At 61.7% G+C, this 17,067-nt stretch carries 14 protein-coding genes and 1 tRNA gene; 10 read left to right on the plus strand and 5 right to left on the minus strand.

The features are described 5' to 3' along the window. A partial coding sequence (locus VMH22_04780) for a hypothetical protein (GenBank protein ID HTW91004.1) occupies positions 1-1,247 on the minus strand: 1,247 nt, incomplete at its 3' end. A gap of 569 nt (positions 1,248-1,816) precedes the next feature. On the opposite strand from VMH22_04780, the gene VMH22_04785 reads away from it, so the two are divergent. The 9 genes from VMH22_04785 (at position 1,817) to VMH22_04825 (ending at position 12,069) form a co-directional block, all read left to right on the plus strand. Then, positions 1,817-3,166 carry a pitrilysin family protein gene (locus VMH22_04785; GenBank protein HTW91005.1) on the plus strand — a complete coding sequence of 450 codons (1,350 nt, stop codon included), beginning with the start codon at positions 1,817-1,819 and terminating at the stop codon, positions 3,164-3,166. A gap of 71 nt (positions 3,167-3,237) precedes the next feature. Then, positions 3,238-4,533 carry a pitrilysin family protein gene (locus VMH22_04790; GenBank protein ID HTW91006.1) on the plus strand — a complete coding sequence of 432 codons (1,296 nt, stop codon included), beginning with the start codon at positions 3,238-3,240 and terminating at the stop codon, positions 4,531-4,533. Between the two features lie 60 nt (positions 4,534-4,593). Next, positions 4,594-5,133 carry a class IV adenylate cyclase gene (locus tag VMH22_04795; GenBank protein HTW91007.1) on the plus strand — a complete coding sequence of 180 codons (540 nt, stop codon included), beginning with the start codon at positions 4,594-4,596 and terminating at the stop codon, positions 5,131-5,133. Positions 5,134-5,161: 28 nt separating this feature from the next. Further along, positions 5,162-6,094 (plus strand): MBL fold metallo-hydrolase, encoded by a 933-nt coding sequence (locus tag VMH22_04800; GenBank protein HTW91008.1) that lies wholly within the window; start codon positions 5,162-5,164, stop codon positions 6,092-6,094. A 63-nt stretch (positions 6,095-6,157) separates the two neighbouring features. Continuing rightward, positions 6,158-8,023 carry a GNAT family N-acetyltransferase gene (locus VMH22_04805; GenBank protein ID HTW91009.1) on the plus strand — a complete coding sequence of 622 codons (1,866 nt, stop codon included), beginning with the start codon at positions 6,158-6,160 and terminating at the stop codon, positions 8,021-8,023. Positions 8,024-8,032: 9 nt separating this feature from the next. Next, positions 8,033-10,189 (plus strand): acetate--CoA ligase family protein, encoded by a 2,157-nt coding sequence (locus VMH22_04810; protein HTW91010.1) that lies wholly within the window; start codon positions 8,033-8,035, stop codon positions 10,187-10,189. 84 nt (positions 10,190-10,273) lie between these two features. Then, positions 10,274-11,503 (plus strand): PDZ domain-containing protein, encoded by a 1,230-nt coding sequence (locus VMH22_04815; protein ID HTW91011.1) that lies wholly within the window; start codon positions 10,274-10,276, stop codon positions 11,501-11,503. Positions 11,504-11,614: 111 nt separating this feature from the next. After that, positions 11,615-11,818, plus strand: a complete 204-nt coding sequence (locus tag VMH22_04820) for a hypothetical protein (GenBank protein ID HTW91012.1) — start codon at positions 11,615-11,617, stop codon at positions 11,816-11,818. 17 nt (positions 11,819-11,835) lie between these two features. Beyond that, positions 11,836-12,069: a type II toxin-antitoxin system RelE/ParE family toxin gene (locus tag VMH22_04825; protein HTW91013.1), complete on the plus strand. Its 234-nt coding sequence runs from the start codon at positions 11,836-11,838 to the stop codon at positions 12,067-12,069. 274 nt (positions 12,070-12,343) lie between these two features. On the opposite strand, the gene VMH22_04830 is transcribed toward VMH22_04825, so the two are convergent. Beyond that, positions 12,344-12,416, minus strand: a tRNA-Ala gene (locus tag VMH22_04830). 197 nt (positions 12,417-12,613) lie between these two features. Next, entirely contained in the window at positions 12,614-13,507 is an 894-nt protein-coding gene (locus VMH22_04835) for a cation diffusion facilitator family transporter (GenBank protein ID HTW91014.1), read from the minus strand. 952 nt (positions 13,508-14,459) lie between these two features. On the opposite strand from VMH22_04835, the gene VMH22_04840 reads away from it, so the two are divergent. Then, entirely contained in the window at positions 14,460-14,831 is a 372-nt protein-coding gene (locus VMH22_04840; GenBank protein HTW91015.1) for a hypothetical protein, read from the plus strand. Between the two features lie 224 nt (positions 14,832-15,055). Here VMH22_04840 and VMH22_04845 read toward each other — a convergent pair whose 3' ends face one another. Continuing rightward, positions 15,056-16,738 carry an FG-GAP-like repeat-containing protein gene (locus VMH22_04845; GenBank protein HTW91016.1) on the minus strand — a complete coding sequence of 561 codons (1,683 nt, stop codon included), beginning with the start codon at positions 16,736-16,738 and terminating at the stop codon, positions 15,056-15,058. Then, a partial coding sequence (locus VMH22_04850; GenBank protein HTW91017.1) for a hypothetical protein occupies positions 16,735-17,067 on the minus strand: 333 nt, incomplete at its 5' end. The genes VMH22_04850 and VMH22_04845, both read right to left, overlap by 4 nt.

Here is a 17,067-nt window from a genome sequence, read left to right on the forward strand (position 1 = left end):
GTCGTCGCGTCGTAGTTCAGCGAGTCAAACTGCTCCCAGGTCACGAACAGGTTGCCGTGACTGTCCTCGCCGATGCTCGGACGGCAGGCCATCGCGCAGTTGTAGCCCATGCTGACACCGGTCGGCCACGTGCTGGTGGTCACGACGCTGATCATGCTCCAATTCGGGGTGTTGTCCGGACAGTAGTGCCATATCTCCGCCGGAATCACATGGATCGTGTCGGTCGAGTCGCAAGGCAGCACATCGGCCACGATGTGGAACTTGTCATGCCGGTCATAGTACGGGAAGATGGACGTGATGTCGAAGGTCGACCGCGCACCGGAGTAACCCGAGGGTGTGTCGATCACCGTCGGGCCTCCCCAGGTCGTACCGCCATCGGTGCTGAAGTCGGCGTAGCCTGGTTGGATCCCTGACCCCACAGTTCCCTCGACAACCCACGTCACCGCGACCTTGTTGGAAACCTTTGAGGCAGCCACGTTGTGCGTCGTGCCGCCAGGACCGGGAGTAAACGAGGTAACCGGAGTCGAGAAAACCGGCCAGCTATCGGACAGACTGCTATGGCTGTACTCAAGCACATACGTACTCTCGTCAGGAACAATGTGGACTCTTCCCAGACCCGTACCGCCTACTGCCAGCGGCGGCCACTGGAAAGTTGCGCCGAGAATCGTCGAATCGCCATAGCCGAAGATACCGTCACCCGGACCAGCGTCCCGGGCAACCCATGGATAAAAGTGGCCGTCGGACCGCACTCGGTGGCCACTGATAACTGCAGCGCCGGATGAGTCGGCGCCAATAGCACCGTAGCCCGTGCGTATGCTGGCCGGGAACACAACGATGCCGTCATCGGCCATGTAGTCCGCTCCCTGCCAGAGCCATGAATGACTGGAGTACTCATAGAAGTTGTAGTACATGCGCCGGCTCGGGAAGGTCTGTCCACTCAGGTCGGTGCAATACATCCAGGTCACGTGTACTCCGTGTCCCGGCGAGTTCACGATCATTCTCCAGATCGGACCGTTGGCCCACCAGTCGTAGGTCGATCCGCCGATGGTATCGATCTTGCCGACGAGAGCGCGCGCCGGGACGCCAGTCCCCGCGTGTCCACCCAACGCCGCTTGGGCCGGGGTGAGATTCCGAGGCATTACGCCCTGCACCGGCACGACATCGGTCGGCGATGTCGACGGCTGGGCTTTGCCTGACGCCAGCGCCAGGATTGGCACCAGCAGAACCAGACACAGCAAGTTACGCATCAGACTCCTCCTCGTATGGTTATGTTTGCCAGCATGCCCTCAGCCCGTTGCCTCAGGGTCGCTGTGCTGGCCATCGCAAGTCCTACCGGCTCGTCCTGCCCCGGCTTGGGACTATCCCAAGCGAACCGACGCCTTCACCGCTCTGCTAAGCACGTCAACGCTGGTCACGACCTCGAATCGCTGAACGCACTCAGTCATTAGGCGACGGACGTCATTGTTCAGAGCATCTCTAATCTAGTAAAACTGCGCCTGAAGTCAAGCTGCCCACACCGCGTTCCGGCCACATCTTGATGCAGTCAGGGCCGTGTTCAGATTTCAACCATGCCCCGTCCTTGCAAAAAAGCGGCGGGCAGGTATGATAGCTGATTGAGTTCGAGAGAATCGGCTCCAGCCAATGCGCGTCCATACCCGCCGCGCGGCAAGGCGGCCGGGTTCAACGTGTCAATCGGCACTTCGCCCGGTGTCAGCCGGCTGCGGTTCTCCCAGCACTCGCTTCCAGGAGCCGGTACCGCGAATATCAAGATCGAATCCGCGCATTCCGTCACAGCTAATTAACAGAGGTAAACAGCATGAAGCTTACCGGATACGGCATGAGGCATTGGGCGCCAGGCCTGGCCTTGCTGGCATCGCTCGTTCTTTCCAGTCCGACTGCCTCCGACCTAGAGTCTCGCGTAACCGAGTTTACGCTCCCGAACGGCCTCGATGTCATAGTCTACGTCGACTCTTCCGCCCCGATCGTCTCGACCAACGCCTACTACAAGGTGGGCTCGTACGATGAGGCGGTCGGGCACACCGGCATCTCGCACATGCTGGAGCACATGACGTTCAAGCACACGGACATCTACAAGCCGGGCGACTTCGACCGCATCGTGGACTCGGCCGGCGGCAACAACAACGGGTTCACGACGGAGCCCTTTACCGCCTATTACGAAGACTTCGCCAAGGACCGCTATGACCTCGCGCTCAGGATCGAGGCCTCGCGCATGGGAAAGTGCGTCTTTGTGGACTCCGAGTTCCAGAGCGAACACCAGGTCGTGTCCGAGGAACGACGGCTCCATGACAACAATCCGGGCACCGAGCTCTGGGAGGAGTTCGGCGCCATCGCCCTGCTGGTTCATCCCTCGCGCAACCCCACCATTGGCTGGCCGTTCGACGTGGCGCGCTACAAGGTCCAGGACGTGCAGAACTGGTACGAGCAGCACTACAACCCGGCCAATGCCGTTCTCGTGGTTGCAGGCGACGTACGGCCCGCGGACGTGAAGGCCAAGGTCCAGAAGTATTTCGGCAATCTGGTGGGCAAACCCGTGACACGTGCAGACTACTATGATGCCGAGCCGCCGCAGCACGGCGAGCGGAGCATCACCGTCCGCAAGCGTGTGCGCATCCCGTCTCTGATGATCGGCTTCCACTCACCCGGAGTACGCGACACGGCCGAGTTCTATGCGGCCGAGGTCGCCGGGTCGATTGCGGGCGGCGGCCGCAGCTCCCGCTTGTGGAAGAAGCTCGTAACCGAACTCGGGCTCGCCACATCGGTCTGGGCCGGCAACTCGGTTGACCACGACCCGGGGCTGTTCCAGGTCGGCGTAACGCCCAAGGCCGAGAGTCTGATTCCCCGTATCGAGCAGGTCGTCCAGTCCGAACTGAACCGGCTTGGGACCGAACCGGCCAGCGAACGGGAGCTCCAGCGGGTACGCAATCAGGTACTCGCCAGCCAGTACTTCCAGCGCGACGACGTTTCGGACATGGCCTACCTGCTGGCGCGTAGCAAGATTCTCTATGGTGACTGGCGGGCGATGGAGCAATACGAACCCGGTATCGAACGCGTAACCGCCGAGCAGGTGCGCGACTTCTGCCACAAGTACCTTGTCCCTGACAACCGCACAACCGGCATCCTCGTGTCGGCAAAGGAGGCAAAGTGAGGGATTTCAGATTTCAGATTCTAGATTGTAGATTGATGCAGATTTGCCTTGTGGCTTTTGGCTTCTGCCTTTTGGCTTCATCTGCTTCTGCCCTTCCTCTGTATCGCGACTCTCTGCCTAACGGTCTTATCGTCCTGACCTATGAGGACCATCGGCTGCCGACCGCCTCTTTCAGCCTGGTCTGCCGCTCCGGTGCTGCCTGTGACCCTGAAGGGAAGGCCGGCACCGCGGCGCTCACCGCGGAAATGCTCACCCGCGGAACCGCGACGATGTCCGGCGACTCGATATCGAGTCTGGTCGAGTTCCTGGGCGGCGACTTTCACGGGTCGGCGTCTGGAGACTTCATGGACCTGAGTACACAGGTCCTGTCCAAGGACGTCCCGACGGCGCTGGACCTGCTTGCCGACGCCGCGCTCCACCCGGCCTTCGACCCGAAGGAGCTGAAGCTTGCTCTCGATCGCTTCCTGTCCGGGGCGCAGCGCATCAAGGACTCGCCGAATCAGCAGGTCGACCAGGAGTTCATAAAGCTCGTGTATCAGGGGCTGCCTTACGGCCATCCGAACTACGGCGACACGCTCTCGATTCCCCTTATCAAGCGCGAGGACCTGCTCGCGTTCTACAATACCTACGTGAAGCCCAACAACTGCTTCATCATCGCAGTGGGTGACGTGAAACGGGCTGACCTCGTTGCGGCCGTTACTCAGCGCCTCGGTTCGTGGACCCCGGCCCAAGTGCCGCAGCCCAAATCCCTGACTGCCACCTATCCTGACCGCATGAAGGTGAAGGTCATCACCCGTTCCGACATGAATCAAACCTATGTTGAGTTCGGCCACCCGGGCATCACGGCGACCGATCCTGACATGCTCGCGACCCGCCTGATGTCCTACATTCTTGGCGGCTCGGCTATGAACTCACGCCTGGGAAACACGGTACGTGAAAAGGGCGGCCTTGCTTATGACGTCCGCTGCTGGTTTGACCGGAACACTTTGCCCGGCGCCTACCACGCCACGGTACAGACCGCCAATCCCAAGGAAGCCATCGCCAAGATGCTGCGCGTAATCCAGGTCATGCACGATTCAGGCGCGGCCGCCGCTGAACTGGAGAAGGCACAGAACTACTACACCGGCAGCTTCCCGCTCACCTACAGCTCGACCGGTGGCAAGCGGTCACAGGTCCTGACCATGGAGTTGTTCCACTACGGCATGGACTGGCTCGACAAGTTCCCGGACCGAGTGCGCGCAGTCACGCTCGACCAAGTCAACAAAGCCGCCAGCGACCACATCAAACCCGGCAAGTACTGGATGGTCATCCTCGGCCCGGTGACAAAGGAAGACCTCGGCCTAACCGATGTGGAGTGGATCCAGTGAAGGCACTGAACATGGCCGGTGAGGACATCTTCTTGGACTAACTCACGGAAACCAGGTGCCATGCATGAAGTCGAAGTCAAGATACTGGACATCGACCGCGCGGCGGTCGAAGGTCGGCTTGCCGCGCTGGGCGCCGAGTTGTGTTTCGACGGACGTCTGGATGCGTCCTTTTTCGACTTCCCAACCGGCCATCTTGGGTTAGCAGGGAGTCTGCTCCGCCTGCGCCAGGAAGGCAACCGGGCGGTCCTGACCTTCAAGCGCCGAACCGAAGAGGAAGGGGCCAAAGTCCGGGAGGAAAACGAAGTCGCGGTGGCTGACTTCGACGCCTGCCGAAAACTGCTGGAGGCGATGGGAATGATCGAGACATCGCGGGTCGAGAAGCACCGGACCAGCTACCGGCTGGGACCGGCGACGGTAGTGATTGACCGCTACGTCGGCGAGCTATCGTTCATACCGGAGTTCGTCGAGGTCGAGGCCGAGAGTGTCGATGCGGTTCGTTTCGTTGCCGCCCAACTGGGCTTCGCACGCACGGACCTACAACCATGGGGCCTGGCGCAGCTTATAGAATACTACCGAAGCGCCGCCGGCGGTTTGACCTGACCTGTCCGGGCGGTAGAATGTCGGCGCTGTGAATCTCGGCAAGTTCCAACTGTACAGCCTGTCCGACGGGTTCTTCGGACTCGACGGCGGGGCGATGTTCGGTGTCGTACCCAAGCCCATCTGGGAACGCACGAACCAGCCTGACGATAGGAACCGGATTCGACTGGCGCTAAGGCCGCTGCTCATCGTAGCCGGCGACGAACGGTTGCTGATCGACACGGGTATCGGTGACAAGTGGGATACCCGGAACACCGACATCTACCGCATCGAGCATACGGATACTATCGAATCGTCGCTTGCACGCGCCGGGTTCGTGCCCGATGATGTCACCAGAGTCGTGCTCACCCATCTGCACTTCGACCACGCCGGGGCCACGACCAAACTCGACGATTCCGGCCGACCCGTCCCCCGTTTCCCGAATGCGCGCCATTATGTCCAGCAGAAGGAATGGGACGCGGCGGTCACGCCGAACCGCCGCACTCGCGCCTCGTACGTGGACGACGACTTTCTGCCGATCCAGGGTGCGGGCCTGCTTGAACTCATCGACGGCGACGTCGAACTCGTGCCCGGTATCGAGCTCAAGTTGACCGGAGGCCATACGCCAGGCCATCAGATAGTACTGCTCAGGGATAGCACTATCCGCATGATGGACACAGGGATAGAGGAACAAAGCGATAGAGTGACAGATTCCGGACACTCGATCCCTGGATCCCTTGATCCCTCGATCCCTGTTCTTGCCGTCTTCTGGGCCGACCTGATCCCCACGCGTTCACATATTGCCACGCCCTACATTATGGGGTATGATTTGCTCCCGCTTGAAACGATGGAACAGAAGGAGAAGCTAGTGGGGCTGGCGATTGCCGGCCGGTGGGTATCGTTCTTCGAACACGACCCGGATCTTGCATCGGGTGTCATTGAAGTGGAAAACGGAAAACCATTCTTGAGGCCCTTCGCGGAGTGAGCCGCGGAGGCCGGATTCGTCAGACCTGACAGCCAGGTCCGACGCTGGAACTGAGAGGAGACTATGAAGAACAACAGCGACTGGCGCGACCAGTGTCGCGACAAGATCAAGACCGCAGATGAAGCGTTGCGCGTGCTGCAACCTGGCGACCGGCTGTTCATCGGGTCGGCCTGCGGCACTCCGCAGAAGCTCGTGCAGGCGCTCGCCGACTGCCCGATTGAAGACGTTGAGATTACCCACCTGCTGACTCTGGGAGTCGCGCCGTATGCCCAGGAGAAGCTGGCCAGCCGCTACCGGGTCAACGCCCTCTTCATCATGCCGAACGTCCGGCCCGCGGTCTGGGAAGGCCGCGCCGACTATACGCCGGTCTTCCTCTCGGAGATTCCCGAACTCTTCCACTCCGGCCGGCTGCCCCTGGACGTCGCCTTGATCCACGTTACCCCGCCGGACGAGCACGGCTTCTGCAGCTTCGGGGTCTCGGTGGACATCACCAAGCCCGCGGCCGACTCGGCCAAGTACGTCATTGCCGAGGTCAACCCGCAGATGCCGCGTACGCTCGGCGACGCGTTTATCCACGTCCGCGACATCGACGCAGTGGTCGAGAACGATGCTCCCATCTACGAGTTCATCACCCCGGGCGAATCCGAGGTGGCCCGCCGCATCGCCAAGAACGTCGCCGACCTCGTCGAGGACGGCTCCACCATTCAGGTCGGTTACGGCGGCATCCCCAACGCACTGCTGTCCTATCTGAAGGAGAAGAAGGACCTGGGCGTCCACACCGAAGTATTCTCCGATTCGACCATCGACCTAATCGACGCCGGCGTCATCAACTGCCGCCGGAAGACGCTTCACCCCGGCAAGGTTGTGGCCTCGTTCGCGATGGGCAGCCAGCGGCTGTTCGACTACATCAACAACAACCCGATGTTCGAGTTCCACCCGGTGGATTACACCAACGACCCGTTCGTAATCTCCCAGAATGACAAGATGGTCTCCATCAACTCGGCGCTGGAGGTCGACCTGACCGGGCAGGTCTGCGCCGATTCCATTGGCTACCGGTTCTTCTCCGGTATCGGCGGGCAGGTGGACTTCGTCCGCGGCGCGGCCCGGTCCAAGGACGGCAAGGCGATCATCGTCCTGCGCTCCTCCCGCGACGACGACAAGTTCTCGCGCATCGTCCCGACCCTGACCGAGGGCGCGGGGGTCGTCACCTCGCGCGGGGACGTCCACTATGTCGTGACCGAGTGGGGCGTCGCGTACCTGCACGGCAAGACCATCCGCGACCGTGCCCTCGCCCTCATCTCGGTCGCCCACCCCAAGTTCCGTTCCGAGCTGTTCAAGCTCGCCAAGGACAAGCATTACATATATGCCGACCAGCCCGAGCTGCCGCTGGTTCAGGCGCGCTATCCCGAGGAGTTCGAGGCCCAGGGCGCGCTCAAGGACGGCACGCCGGTCTTCATGCGTCCGATCCGGCCGACCGACGAGCCGGCGATGCGCGACCTCTTCTACTCTTTCTCCAAGGACACGGTCTTCTACCGGTTCTTCTCCTACCTCAAGGCGATGCCGCACGACAAGCTGTCCCAGTTCGTCAACGTCGATTACGAATCCGAGATGGCGATCGTCGCCAGTCTCAAGAGTGGCGGCGAGGAGGCGATCATCGGCTCGGCCCGCTACTACGTCGATAAGGCGACCGGACTGGCCGAGTACGCCATCGAAGTGCGTGACGAATACCAGAACAAGGGCGCCGGCGGCGTGCTCTTCAACCACCTGACCAAGGTCGCGAAGATAAAGGGCATCAAAGGATTCGTCGGCTACGTGCTCGACTCCAACACCCGCGCCTACCGGCTGATGACCCGCACCGGCCTCCCGATCGAGACCAAGTGGGAAGACGGCGTCTACACCCTGACGATGCGGTTCCAGGACGGAGAGTAGGAGGCACGAATGGCTGACACTCTTTCCCTCGATCCCTCCATCCCTCGATCCCTTTCCCTCGACTTCATCTTCCGTCCCCGTTCGACCGCGGTCATCGGCGCCTCCAACCGTGAGAACTCAGTCGGACACGCGCTCTTCCGCAACGTCCTGATGAACGGCTACACCGGTGTTGTCTATCCGGTTAACAACACGGCCAAGTCGGTGCTAGGCGTCAAAGCGTACGAAACCGTGCTCCAAATACCGGACGAAGTAGACCTCGCCATCCTTATCATCCCGGCGCTGGCCGTACCCGCGGTACTGGCCGAGTGCGGCCAGAAGAAAATCAAAGGTGCGGTCGTCATCTCGGCCGGGTTCAAGGAGCTCGGACCGACCGGCGCCCAGCTCGAAAAGGCCGTCCGCGACCGGGCCCGCACCTATGGCATCCGGCTCATCGGCCCCAACTGCTTCGGCACTATCGACTGCTCTCCCAGGGTCCGGCTCAACGCCACCTTCGGCCGCGCCATGCCGGCGTTCGGCAACATCGCGCTCGTTTCCCAGTCCGGCGCGGTGGGCCTCTCGGCCCTCGAATACGCGCTGTCCGAGGAGGCCGGCCTCTCCAAGTTCGCCTCCATCGGCAACAAGGCCGACATCAACGAGTGCGACCTGCTCGCCTACCTGCGCGACGACCCCGAGACCGACGTCATCATGCTATATCTCGAAGACCTCGTCAACCCGCCCGAGTTCATGCGGATCGCGCGCGAGACCACCTCGCACCCGCAGCGGCCCAAACCGATTCTGGCCATCAAGGCCGGCCGCACGTCCGAGGGCGCCAAGGCCGCGTCATCCCACACCGGGGCGCTCGCCGGGTCCGACGCAGCCTACGACGCCTTCTTTGCTCAGTCCCGCATCATCCGCGTGGATACCATCAACGAACTCTTCGCCAAGGGCGCGGCTCTCGCCTACCAGCCTGCGCCCAGGGGCCGCCGCGTCGCCATCGTCACCAACGCCGGCGGCATCGGGATCATGGCCACCGACGCCTGCGTGCGCAACGGTCTCGAGATAGCGAAGCTCGCCGACAAGACCCGCACCGAGCTGAAGAAGCACCTGCCGGTTACCGCGTCGACCGCAAACCCGGTCGACGTTATCGGCGACGCCGATGCCACCCGCTACCGTGCCGCCCTCGAACTACTGCTTGCCGATGAGAACGTCGACGCCCTGCTCCCCATCTGGGCCCCGACCCTGATGGCCGAGTCCAAGGACATCGCGAGCATCACCGCCGACATCGGGGCGAAGTCCGACAAGCCGATTCTCGCCTGCATCCAGTCGATGCTGAACCCGATGGAAATCCGACGCCAGTTGATGCGCGACCACATCCCTCACTACCAATTCCCCGAGAACGCGGCAAGAGCGCTGGCCGCCATGGTCGAGTTCAGCGAATGGAGCCATCGGCCCCAGGGCGAGGTCAAGAACTTCCCGGACGTCAAACCGGACGTCGTAAAAGGGATTCTGGACAAGGTCCGTGCCCGGCCGACCAGGTTCGTGTCCGAACCCGAGGGGCACGACATCCTTCGCGCCTACGGCCTGCCCGTGCCCGCATCGAAACTGACCAGGAGCCTCGATGAGGCACTGGCCACTGCCAAGGAAATCGGCTACCCGGTTGTGCTCAAGATCGTCTCCCCCGACGTCCTGCATAAGACCGAGTTCGGCGGCGTCCGCATCAACATCACGGATGAAGCCAGGCTGAAAGCGGAACACGCCGACCTGCTCGCGGGCGTGAAAGCGAAGAAGCCCGACGCCGACATCTGGGGCGTGCTGGTACAGAAGATGGCGCCCAAAGGCACCGAGACCATCCTCGGCATGAACCGCGACCCATCGTTCGGCCCGATCCTGATGTTCGGCCTCGGCGGCATCCTGGTTGAGGTCTTGAAGGACGTAACGTTCCGCATCGCGCCGGTGAATGAAATATCCGTGGACTCGATGGTGACCGGCATCAAGGCGGCGAAGATTCTGCAAGGCTACCGCGGCGAGTCGCCACGCGACGTGCCGAAGATCAAGGAGTGCCTGCAGCGCGTCTCCCAGCTCGTTACCGACTTCAAGGAAATCGGCGAGATGGACATCAACCCGCTTCTCGTCTACGAACAGGGCAAGGGCGCGCTGGTCCTCGACGCCCGGTTCCTGCTCCGCTAGTGGCTCTTCTCCCCTCCCTTCTGTTCCCTCTCCCTTGAGGGAGAGGGAAGGGTGAGGGTGTAACCGCAACCAAAAGGAGGCGCAATGAAGACTTTCTTGCTGTTTGCTCTTTGCCTGTCGCTAAGCCCTGCCGCCGTGCTGGTCGAATCCGCCCCGTCTCCGGTCGCACTGAGTTACACCGTCGAGCTCCCCGACCACTACGACTCGACCAAGGCCTACCCGCTTATCGTAGCGCTTCATGGCTACGGCGACCGCATGTCGGCCTATGTCGGCACGTCAGCCCAGTTCTGCCCTGAAGGCGCAATCGGCCTCTACCCCGAGAGTCCGTTTCCCTTCGAGGGCGACAACGGGCTGGGCTGGACCTGGTGGCTCTGGGCCGACTCCGCGTCAGGTATGTCCCAGCAGTCCACCAAGCAGCTGAGCATCGACTGGATCCTCTCCTGCCTAGACATGGTCGAGTCCAGGTACGCGGTCGACAAGCGCGCTGTGTTCCTTTACGGCTTCTCGCAGGGCGGCATGCTCACCTATGAAATCGGCGTCCGCTATCCCGAGCGCTTCCGAGGGTTGATACCGGCCGGCGGCCTGCTCGACTTCAAGCTCGACTCCCTGTACAAGTTCGACACGGCCTGCCGGCACGTGCCGCTCCGCGCCCTGCACGGCGCTTACGATGACGTCGTCGACTTCAAGGCCGACGTCGCCTCAAACGAAACCCTGCGGAACCGAGGAATGCCGGCCGAACTCCTCCGCTACCCGGCTAAGCACGAGCTGACCAAAGAGATGATGGAGGACGCCCACGACTTCGTTGAGGCCTGCCTCCCCTCTGCCCATCACCAGGAGCCGCCCATCCCGCAGGCCCCGTACGGTGCGCTGCGGGCCGAAACGTCTTTGGATGAGCGGGCCAAGCTCATCTACGAACTCGGCGCAAAGCGGGTTACCGGCAGTGAGTCAACACTGACTGCCCTGATGAAAGACCGCTCGGCTCCTGGCGTGCTGCGCCAGACCGCGTACTCAGCCCTCATCAAACTCGCCACACCGACAGCGTGGCAAGCGACCAAGGCTGCGCCGAAAGTTGTCTGCGCCGACCGCCTCGTGGCGGGAGCCAACGGTGAGAAGGCCGGGCTCAAGCCTGATGACGTGATTATCAGCTACAACGGCAAGGCGGTAAAGAAGACGAGTGACCTTCGCGACGCCATCAGTGCCGTCAAACCCGACGTGAAAGATGTCGCGATGGTAATCGAACGCCAGGGCAAACGACTCACTCTACACCTGCCGCCCGGCCGCGTCGGCGTCTACCTCTCCGAGCGCGTGAAGTAGCTACGGCCCATCCGCCGGGGCACCGCCCGACGGCCTGCGGCCGGCATTCGGGGATGTGAATGTGCTTGACTGGCTCATTCCGCCGCCTTAGACTCGCTCAAGGATGGCCTCATGATCTACGCAAAAGAGAAGTACGTGACTGACAGCCAGGGCAATCGTGTCGCGGTTCAGCTTGAAGTCGAGGAATACCGCCGGCTGCTCGATGCCTTGGAGGAACTGGAGTCGATCCGCGCCTACGACACGGCAGTCGCAGTCCGTGAAGACGCGGTGCCGTTTGACAAGGCGGTAGAAGAGCTCAAGCGCGACCGCGCATGAGCTAAGCGATATCCATTCTGCGCCGGGCGCAGAAGGAACTCGGTCAGGTCTCCTCTCCCACATTCGAACGAGTCTGTGACGCAGTCCGCGCGCTAGGCTCGGACCCGCGCCCGCCCGGCTGCCGCAAACTCGTCGGTCGCGACGGCTGGCGAATCAGGGCCGGCGACTATCGCGTCATCTACGAAATAGACGACGCGGCCCGCACGGTACTGGTTCTTCACGTCGGTCATCGTCGGGACATCTACTCCTAGCCGTTCGGCTCCACTGAGAGTGTCCAAGTCATGCCCTGCAATCGGGGCAGACAGATCGCTGGCCGATTGTGACGGCGGTCGACTCATCTCGCGCCTGCCGCCCGGTCGCGTGAAGTGGCTTCCAGCATCAGAAGACAGCGGGCCGGCTGTTAGGCCGGCCCTTTATGGCAAGCCGTCCGAGGACGGCATTCAGCGAAACCCGGACTGCCCCTGGGGACACATCCGCGACGCGTCCGTCGCGTCGCTCCGTGGACGTGTCCCCTCCTGTCGCTGATGGAGCTGACCAGAGTCGAACTGGCGACATCCGGCTTGCAAAGCCGGCGCTCTCCCAACTGAGCTACAGCCCCGAAAACTCAGTCACTACGCCTTATCTTAGTGGATAGCCGGCAGGTGTCAACGCTCGGTCAGGGCACGACGTGGGCTCTACGAAGGACAAAGTACTAAGTACAAAGGACTAAGCAAGTCCAAAGGCCCGGCCAGGTTCGTGCTTTGTCCTTTCCTCACTTGCTTTGTCCTTTGGCTTTTGTCCTTTGTACTTCTCCGGTCATTCCTCCGGCTCCACGTGGACTACGACGTCTGATACCTCAGGCACCGCCCTCTGCACCGCTTCTTCTACGGCGGTGGCGATGTCATGGCCGGCCCGGACCGTGATGTCCGGCGCAACGTGTACATGTACGTCCATGTCGATAACGCCGGCCGAACGTCGGGCGCGGCAGGTGTGAAACCCGACAACACCGTTGATAGCGGATATGGCCTGGTGAATCCGGTCGGCCACGACCGGGTCAGGCGCCCGGTCGGAAAGCTCCTGCATCGCGTCGCGGACGATGTTCACGCCCATGATGAAAAGGAAAGCGGCAAGCACGACCGCGGTCAGGTGGTCGACAAAGGCCCAGCGCGGCCCTCCGGCAGTTGCCACCGCGATACCAATGGCGGCTGCGATGGCGGCCAGCGAATCCGCCCGATGGTGCCAGGCGTTGGCGATGACCGAGGCATTGTGATGCTTCAACCCGACTCGGCGGGTGACCCAGTACAGCGGCTCCTTCAGGACCAGAGTCGCGACCGCTGCCCAGAACGGAAGCCAGGACGTCGGACCGGAGTGCTTCACCGACATCGTGGCGATGCTCTCGATGGCAACCCACAGCGCCGCGCCCAGCAACAGGAACCCGACCACCATCGTGACAATCGTCTCATAGCGCGAGTGCCCGTAGTGATGATCCTCATCCGCAGGCCGCCGGGCTGCCGGAATTCCCCAGAGCACGGCGATGTCGCTTGCTAGGTCCGAGGCCGAATGCAGGCCGTCGGCGATAATGGCATTGGAATTGAACATCAGGCCGAAGACCACTTTGGTGACGGTCAGCAGGATGTTCGTAGCCATCCCGACGACGGTAATCCGCGACTCCTCGCGAATGCGGTCACGGTACTCTGCTGCGACGCTCACGCTAGAATGCTAGACGAAACCCGTGAAGAGTCAAACGAAGGACTTCGACGTGATTAGAGGCAGCGATGCACCGGACAATGTAGAATCCAGAATCCAGAATTCAGAAACCAGAACGGAGAAACGCGGGCACCCAGAAACGCGTTGCATGACCTAGGCTTCTCGCGGACGATTCAGAATGCAGAACTCGGACGGCAGAATGCAGAATCCAGAAGTGCGGCCAATTCGACTACTGAGGACTTCGCACTCAGCTTCTGACGTCAACTTGACTTCTGCCGAACCGGAACATGGCGACGAGCCCGGACAACGACCAGAGAAAAGATCACGACACTGCGGCCTGCCCTGGCCAAAACCCTATTACCGACCCGGCTACGGACCATGCACCCCAGTCTTCATTCGGGTGACTGTTGCCGTTACCACCTCAGTCAAGGTCCCGCAATCGGTCGCAGACATCACCTCTGAGACCAACCGAGAGACAGCCTCAGCCACGACAGCGCAGACCAAGCAGAAAGCCACCGCGGTAACGACCAGCGCGACAATCTCACAGACCAACTCTGAGACTGCGTCAGAGTCTGCCTGGCAAACGACTGCGGCCACAACGGCACAGTTGACCTCAGATACGACCCCAGTGACGGCCTGCGCGACCTGCCCACGGACCTTCTAGGCCACTGCCGCGGCAACCGTTACCCAGACCGTCCCCGGGACGGTCCCCCTGGCGATGACCCAGACGCCTGTCCAATTCCAATATCTAGAGCTTGGTCTCATATCCTACACATTTTGAGGTACTTGGACGAGGCCGCATCAATGCTACGCCATTAGCGTCTAAATCGGTAAGAACGGACAGACGAGGCGTTTGCAGGCCCCAGCCTGACCGCTCCTTCAAGGAACTGTCCACGAGTGGGGACTGTACCTATGTCAGGAAGACCGAAAGAGACCGGATGAAAGGAGCGCGGAAATGTCCGATGCGATTCGACGTATAGAGCGCTGGCAGAAGAAGTACAGCCCAGCGCAGGCCAAGGCGACCCTCGACCTTCTGCAGGAAGGTATGAAACAGCGCTACGAAGCTGCGACCATTGCGATGACCGCAATGGAACTCAAGACGAAGGAAGTGCTGAACCAGCAGGGAGTCCACACCACGAACTATGTCCCCTACCTGAGCTATGCCCGCCAACTCTGGAAGCTCTCAAGGCAGCAGAACATCAGCGGCGAGAGCTTCAAGATGGCAAGTCAGGTTCTGTTGGAGAAATGGGCGGCGCGAGGTCAGGACCCGGACGTTCTGGATGCTATTCGCAAAGACGTCTTCGCGTCCGACGGCCCTACGCCATAGCCGCGGCCCGGCCGCCTACTGACTCCTCACCGTCGCTTCGCTCTCCCTCTCCTTTGAGAGTAGAGGGCTGAGGTGAGGAGCAACAAGAGCAGGGCTGCCCGCGGCTCTGCAGCCAGGCGCAAAGGGACATTACCGGATTTGGAGTGCGGGAGCAAGGCTCCCCCTTTACCTGAAAGGCGGCGGACTTGCTGCCGCAGTCCAAGGCGGTACCGCGCCGCGCCGGCCTATTCGGTCAGGACGACCTTGCGGCTGATTCTCTGCGTACCGTTGTCCAGCGTGCAGAAGTAGACGCCCGCAGGAAGAACGCCCGAGGGCAGTTTGACCTCGTGCCTGCCCGGAGCGACGTAGCCTCCGGACAGGGACCGGACCAGCCGACCGCCGATGTCGTACAGACTGACGGACACTCGGCTCAAGTTCGGCACATCGTAGTTCACGCTGAACGCACCGCGTGCCGGGTTGGGGACGACGTCCAGCCGCCACAATGACAGCGGGCGCGGCTTCTCCTCTTCGATGCCGCTGCTGACATACTTGCATACCCAGACATACTTGGCCAAGCGGCTCGGGTAGTTCGAGACCATGAACTCGGCCCGGCCGTCGCCGTCTAAGTCCCCGGCCGTCGAAACCGCGTAGCCGATGCTTTGCTCCTCGGCACTGCCCTGAATCCAGGCATCCGGCACCGTGTCAAAGTGGTTGCCGGTCTGCCAAAGGTATGTCGCGCCGGTGAAGTAATGCGGCAGCAAGGGCGCGCCAGCCACAAGGTCGTCATCTCTGTCGCCGGTTGCATCGCCTGCCGATTGAGCCGCCATGCCGAGGTTGGCACTATCCTTCCGGCCGAGGAGACATATATAGGGAATGCTATCCATCGGCCGGCCACCTTTGTGAATGTAGACCTTGCCGCAGTTGTTCGGGCTGAAGAAGCCGTGCGGCCAAGAAGGACTGCCCTCAACTCCGTAGTCGAAGTCCCCCATCGTCTTAAGAAACCCGGGCTTCACATCACCAAGGAACTGCGCCGGGCCCTCGCCGGTCCAGGCCATGTCAGCACTCGTGTCCAGCGGGTTGCCACCGTAGTAGGCATACATCCGACCCCTCATGTCGTAACCGAAATTGGATGCACCTATGTAGAAGTCATGGAAACCATCGTGGTCGAAGTCGCCTTCTGCTGAGACCGCGGTGCCGAACTCCTCGGCCGGGTCGCCGTGCCCGCCTCTCAGGACCACGTCCGGTATTGAATCGAAGCTAGACCCGCCAAAGAACACGTAGACTCTGCCCGTGTACTGCCGTCCGGGCTGTTCCTGCGTGAAGTACGCGCTCACTGCAAGGTCGGCGTGACCGTCTCCGTTCACGTCGCCGACCGAGACAGCCCAGCCGAAGGCGTTGTTCAGCCACCAGATGTTCCGACCACGGATGATGAAAGCGGGAGTCGTATCCATTGGATTGCCGCCCATCCATATTGTGACGATGCCAATACCGGTGTCGGCCATGTCCTCGCCCATTACGATGTCTGCGTAGCCGTCGCCATTCAGGTCAGCGTAGGCCAGGCGCGGGGTGTTCGAGCCAACCCAAACCGGACTCCTCAGCACAATGTCCGGCTTTGTCTCTCCGATGTGATTACCGTAGTAGATGTTGACCCGTCCGCGCAGAGGCGTAGTCCCATGGTTCCCGTCGTAGGTGTCGCAGGCAACCAAGATATCGGGGATACCGTCGCCGTTCACGTCTCCACTGGCAAGGGACGCTCCGAATGCGTAGAGCGATGTGTCTCCGGGAATCGTCCAGATGACGTCCAAGCTCTGAGTAGGCTGAGGCCAAGCGCGCGCGGCCAAGAGCGCAACCACGAGGAGTACGAGGACGAATCCGCCCTTGGTCTTCCTCGCTGCATTAGCTACCGTGCCGATGCCGCCCCTCATCATCGTGATGCCCCCTGACTCCGGGCCTGGCCGCCCGTGTCGGACGTCGGGTGTTTGGAAACAATCAGCCAGTCCATCCCGCCGTCGTTGCTGCGCAGAGCGTACCCATCGCCGCAAGTCACCCAGACTCGCATCGCATCGACGGTCTGCACCTTCAGAAGCGGCACATTGACACCCGGTCTGATTACCGGGAACGTCGCGATCCACGCTTGTGAGCTATCGCCGCCGGTTGTGGTCCTGAAGACCACCCCTCTGCCGCGCCCCGGGTCTTCGCGCTTGCAGCCAACAATCCAGCCGTGGTCCGCATCGGCGAACGACACACCGCAGGGGTC

This window comes from bacterium (assembly GCA_035505375.1).
Lineage (GTDB): Bacteria > Hydrothermota > Tepidihabitantia > Tepidihabitantales > Tepidihabitantaceae > UBA2258.